4 protein-coding genes (1 of these 4 cut by a window edge) are annotated in these 5,000 nt (G+C 60.4%); 2 read left to right on the top strand and 2 right to left on the bottom strand.

The genetic code is table 11. The features are described 5' to 3' along the window. A protein-coding gene (locus tag K5X80_RS01555; RefSeq protein WP_222559121.1) for a class I SAM-dependent methyltransferase crosses the window boundary here: on the top strand, positions 1-278 show its final stretch. The gene continues 457 nt to the left of window position 1, outside the view; only the last 278 of its 735 coding nucleotides appear in the window; its start codon lies beyond the left edge, outside the window; the stop codon is at positions 276-278. Positions 279-280: 2 nt separating this feature from the next. Here the strand turns inward: K5X80_RS01555 and K5X80_RS01550 are convergent, their stop codons facing one another. Continuing rightward, positions 281-967, bottom strand: coding sequence for a fumarylacetoacetate hydrolase family protein (locus tag K5X80_RS01550; protein WP_222559120.1), 687 nt, complete (start codon positions 965-967; stop codon positions 281-283). A gap of 157 nt (positions 968-1,124) precedes the next feature. Beyond that, the gene (locus K5X80_RS01545) at positions 1,125-2,327 is read right to left on the bottom strand and encodes a TetR/AcrR family transcriptional regulator (RefSeq protein WP_222559119.1); all 1,203 of its coding nucleotides are present in this window, start codon (positions 2,325-2,327) and stop codon (positions 1,125-1,127) included. A gap of 338 nt (positions 2,328-2,665) precedes the next feature. Here K5X80_RS01545 and K5X80_RS01540 point away from each other — a divergent pair, with 338 nt between their 5' ends. After that, positions 2,666-4,966 carry a TonB-dependent receptor gene (locus K5X80_RS01540; protein ID WP_222559118.1) on the top strand — a complete coding sequence of 767 codons (2,301 nt, stop codon included), beginning with the start codon at positions 2,666-2,668 and terminating at the stop codon, positions 4,964-4,966. Positions 4,967-5,000: the final 34 nt, after the last annotated feature.

Genomic DNA, 5,000 nt, shown 5'->3' with positions numbered 1-5,000 from the left:
ATCCGGGATGGATGGCGGACCTGGACGGGCGGAAGATCTGGCCGGTCAACGGCTATGCGATGGAGGGGGAGCGGCGCACGAACTGGTTCGCCGAAGGGGTGATCAAATACCACCGCACGATGGCCACCACTCTCAATGCGGTGATCGGCGCGGGCTTTGTGATCGAAAGGCTCGACGAATTCGCGCCTTCTGACCGGCAGATTGCGGAGATGCCCGAGTTGGCGGAGGAACGGGAGCGGCCGATGCTGCTGTTGGTGCGCGCGCGCCGTGATCCGTGAATTCACCCCGCGGCAAAGCGGGTTGCAATCGTGCCGATCCCTTCGATACCTCCTTCCACGAGGTCGCCGGGCTGGATCGGGCCGACCCCGGCGGGCGTGCCGGTGAAAATCACGTCGCCCGGTTGCAGCCGGATATAGGTGGATAGCTCCGCAATCACTTCGGGCACATTCCAGATCATATCGGCGATATCGCCTTCCTGCCGCAACGTGCCGTTGACCGACAGCCAGATACGCGCCTGCCGAGGGTGGCCAATGGCGGAAGCTGGCATAATCGGCGAAACCACGGCGCTGGCGTCGAAGCCCTTGGCCATGTCCCAAGGGCGCCCCGCCGCCCGGGCGGCGGCTTGCAGATCGCGCCGGGTGAGATCGTTGCCCACGCCATAGCCGAAGACATGATCCAGCGCCTTGGCGACAGGAATATTCGCCCCGCCCGTACCGATGGCCACGGTCAGTTCGATTTCGTGGTGTAGATCGGCCGTGCGCGGAGGAAACGGAATCGTCTCTTCGCCCGAAACCACGGCGTCGGCAGGTTTGGAAAAGAACAGGGGCGGCTCGCGGCCGGGATCTCCCCCCATTTCCCTGGTATGGGCGGCATAGTTGCTGCCCACGCAGAGGATCCGGCGGACTGGAAAACGGCCGCCCCCGGCAATGGCGATTTCAGGACAGGGCAGATCGAAAATACGACTCATTGCGGCGCTCCGGTGGATGGCGCGCGCGGGATACGGGCGCCATCACTCTGAGAATTGCGGTTGCCGCCAGATCTAAACCACGAAAGCCGTTTTGCCGAAGGTCTATTCGGACAGGGTGGTCTTCCCTCGGAGAACCGGGGGTGCTTTCCGGTATCCCTTACTGGCCGACGCCGCTTTCCTGCACGGCGAACTGGGCGAAGCCGAAAGCCACTGCATCCGGATCGGCCTGGCCCGCTTCCCCCGGCAGATGGCGTTGAAGGGCCATGCGCAACGCATGGCCGACCATCCAGAAGGACAGCGCGAACACATCGAACGCCGCGTCCCCAAATGCGTCGAAACCGGGTTCGTGCCGACGGGTGTGGTACAGGCCGCGCGTCATTCTGAAATAGCGCGTGAGCGCGGAAAATTCCGGATCGCGCGCAGCGACCAGTTCGAATTCGGAATAGGCGACCAGCAACGACACGCGGCTGTCCCCCGAATACGTAACAATCCGTTCGGCCAGTTCCGAATCGTAGCGCTGTTCGCTCGCTACCCCGACCGAGCGGGTGAAAGCGATGATCTCCTCGTGGATCGCCCGGTAAGTCGCGTAGAGCAACTCGTGGCGTGTCGAGAAGTAGTGCGCGATGGCCGAAACCGAGGTTTTCGCCCGCGCCGCCACGGTGCGGAAGCTCAGCGCACCGGGGCCTTCATCGATGGCCATGCGCATGGCGGCCGCCACGATCTGCCGGGCAGTCGCGGTGCGTGGGGCGTCTGCCTTGAGCCAAGGGACGGGCGAAGCGAGCGTGTTGCGCAAGGCGGAGCGGAACCAGACCGGCGGCCGCCGTTGCCCGGCGGGGCGTAGTGCCCGGCCGACGATCTCCTGCGCGAGCAGTTGTCCCTCCACCGCAGGTTCGATGCCGCTCATGTGCAGCATCAGTCCCAGATGAAGCTCGAACAGGAATACGCCCTTGGCCGATCCTTCCCGGTTACGGGCGGCGATATCCTGCCAGAAAGCGGACAACTGGCTGGTCCAGCTTTCGATGGCGGGAAACAGCCTGGGTGAGCGCAGAGCCTGCGCCATGCATTCGAACATCGCCAGTTGTTCGGTTCGTTCTTCCCGGTCGCCCAGCCCCAAAGTGCAGATCATGACATCGGCCAGATCGCTGTAGCCACCCGCCGATCGCGCGAAATAGTGGGCAAGGTTTTTGAGGCGGTGCGCGTGGCGATCGCGCAGGCAGGAAATTGCGGCGATCAGCAACCGCTCTTTCGAACCGAACTGATACTGAATGGTGGCGGCGGGCAATCCGGTGGCTTCGGCCAGGGCGCGCATCGTCACCCCATCCAGCCCCCTGTCGCGCAGCAGGTCGGCGGCTTGCTCCATGAAATGCGTTGGTAGAGCTGACCGTACAGTTGAACGATTTTTTGCTGTTTCCACGCTCTTTCCCTGAGTCGCGGTTGCCGTAGATTCTGGCGCGCTCCGCCTGCGCACTATCCTAAAACCTTTGAATAGGTGCAAGTTTTGAGTGGTGGTTTTGCCCATATAGAGGGGCAGTACGGATGATCAAAATTCTTGATATTTGACCCGCATGGCTTTAGGAAGCGCGTGGTGAGGATAAATGGAATGGCGGTTTAACGACTGTTTTTTCAGCCGATTAAGCCAGTCCGTTTCTCCTCAAAGCATTCAGAACAATCATACAATTTGAAGCTATGGAGGGGTTTATGCGCGGTGTTGCGCCAATCCGTTTTCTTACAGGTGCAGGGCAGGCCGCCCTTGTCGCGGGCACGCTGTTTTGCGTTTCGCAGGCATCCGTCGCCGCGGCGCAGACCGCGGAAGGCAGCGGCGCGTCCCATATCGAAGATATTATCGTCACCGCGCGTAAGCGGGCTGAAAACCTGCAGACGGTGCCTACCGCGATTACGGCCATGAATGCCGAGAAGCTGGCCGATCTGCAGATCGAAGGTTTTCAGGATATCGGCAAAACCGTGCCCAATCTCCTGGTTCAGAAGCAGGCTGGTTCGCCCACCGCCCCGCAATTCAATATGCGCGGCGTTTCAACCGGATCACTCGATTTTCAGCGGGATTCGGGTATCGCGCTCTATATCGATGGTGTCTATCTCGGCCGTCCGGGCAATTCCGGTTTCGACCTTGCCGATCTGGAACGGCTCGAAGTGTTGCGCGGGCCGCAGGGTACTCTGTTCGGCCGCAACTCCACCGGCGGCGCGATTTCCTTCACCACTGCCGCGCCGACCGGGGAATTTGGCGTGATCGCGGATGGAACCGTCGGCAATTTTGAGCGTCGGCGCGGCCGCATCACCCTTAATACGCCAGAGTGGAATGGCTTCTCGGCCCGTGTGACCTATGTCCATGACGAGAATGAAGGGCCGGTGAAGAACAGTGCCGATGTCCGCCGCACATTTCTCTATCCCAAGCCGTGGGGACGAAAGACGGCTGCCAAAACGTTCGGCGCGAACAACACGGATTCCATTCTTGCCGCCGTGCGTTTCACCGGTATCGCCGGCCTGACGCTCGATTACAAATTCGATTACACCGATCTCGCCACCACGATCGACGGCATGCAGCTTCTGGTCGGTGGGCGCCCTGAACAGGTTGCCTTGGGCGGCACCAACGTTGTTGGCCTGAAACGGCGCGGTTCGCTACCGATCGACGGCATTGCGCCTTCGCATCAGAAAACATGGGGGCACAGTCTGACCGGCGTCTATGAATTCAGCGACGCGATCAGCCTGAAGTATATCGGGGCGGTCCGGGGCTTTACCGTGAACACGGCATCGGAGCTGGATGGGAATGTGCTCGTAGACCCGAATGGGACGGGTCGTCCGTTCCAGTCTCTTGCCGCGGTTCGCTATGCCAAGCAGAAGCAATGGTCGCATGAACTCCAGTTGCTGGGCCACTCGGATGCGGTGGATTGGGTTGCCGGCCTGTTCTATTTCCGTGAAAAGGCGGATCTGGACAGCCCGGTGATTTCCAGACTGCTGAGCACGCCAGGGCAGGAAATCCCTATCGTCAATCCGGGTAGCTATGCTGCTGGTGGTGCCCTTCAGCATATCGTGAACCGTTCTTTCGCGGCCTATGGTCATGCGAATGTCCGTCTGGGCGAACGTGTCGAATTCGGCGCGGGTATCCGGTATTCCAAGGACAAGCGGACCGAGCACGACTTGATCGATTCACCTCGACCGGATGCGCCGCGCGGACGGTATACCGCCACGCAAGACCGCGTGGATTATGACGCGACGCTCAAATACACGTTCGCGGAGAATTCGAATGTCTATGCGAAGTTCGCGACCGGCTTCGTATCCGGCGGGATTTTCAACAGCGCTGAGTTCAAGCCTGAAACGGTCAAGTCCTACGAACTGGGGTTGAAGAGCGAATTCCTCGATCGCCGGGTCAGAGTGAATCTCGCTCTCTTCCAGGCAGACCGGAAGAATCTCCAGAAATCGAGTTTTCTGGTGCCTGGACCGGGTAGCGTGCTGATCAATTCCGGTGACGCACGGGACCGGGGTATCGAGCTTGAAACCACTTTCGTACCGGTCGATGGGCTGACGCTGACGGCGAATTACGGTTTCACCGATTCCAAGATGAGTTCCGGGGTGCGCACTTATCAGCCGCGTCATTCGGGCTATCTTGCCGTCGATTATGCTCTGCCCGAACTGGGCAACGGTATGAAGCCGAGCTTCCGTGTCGATGGGCAATATATCGGCAAGCATTACCGTCTGATCTGCCCCTATGGCTCGACGACGTCCCCGGAACTTGGTTGTACCAATCTGGGCAACGTCAATTGGCAGCTCGATAAGGCGCTTACGATTCCTTCCACCTGGCAACTCGGCGCACGCCTGGCTCTGGCCGATATCCCTGTCGGTCAAGCCAAGGCCAAAGTGTCCCTGTGGGGCAAGAACCTGACCAACAGCCGGAAATACGAATATCTTTTCTCGGTGGGCAGCTCGGTGCTGGGTACGTTCCAGATGCCGCGTACCTATGGGGTCGATTTCGGCATCGAATTCTGACCTGAGGTTTCGGTGCGGCCGTTCGCGCGGCCTC

The organism is Caenibius sp. WL, from assembly GCF_019803445.1.
Classification (GTDB): domain Bacteria; phylum Pseudomonadota; class Alphaproteobacteria; order Sphingomonadales; family Sphingomonadaceae; genus Caenibius.
This window is presented reverse-complemented; position numbering and strand designations above follow the sequence as displayed.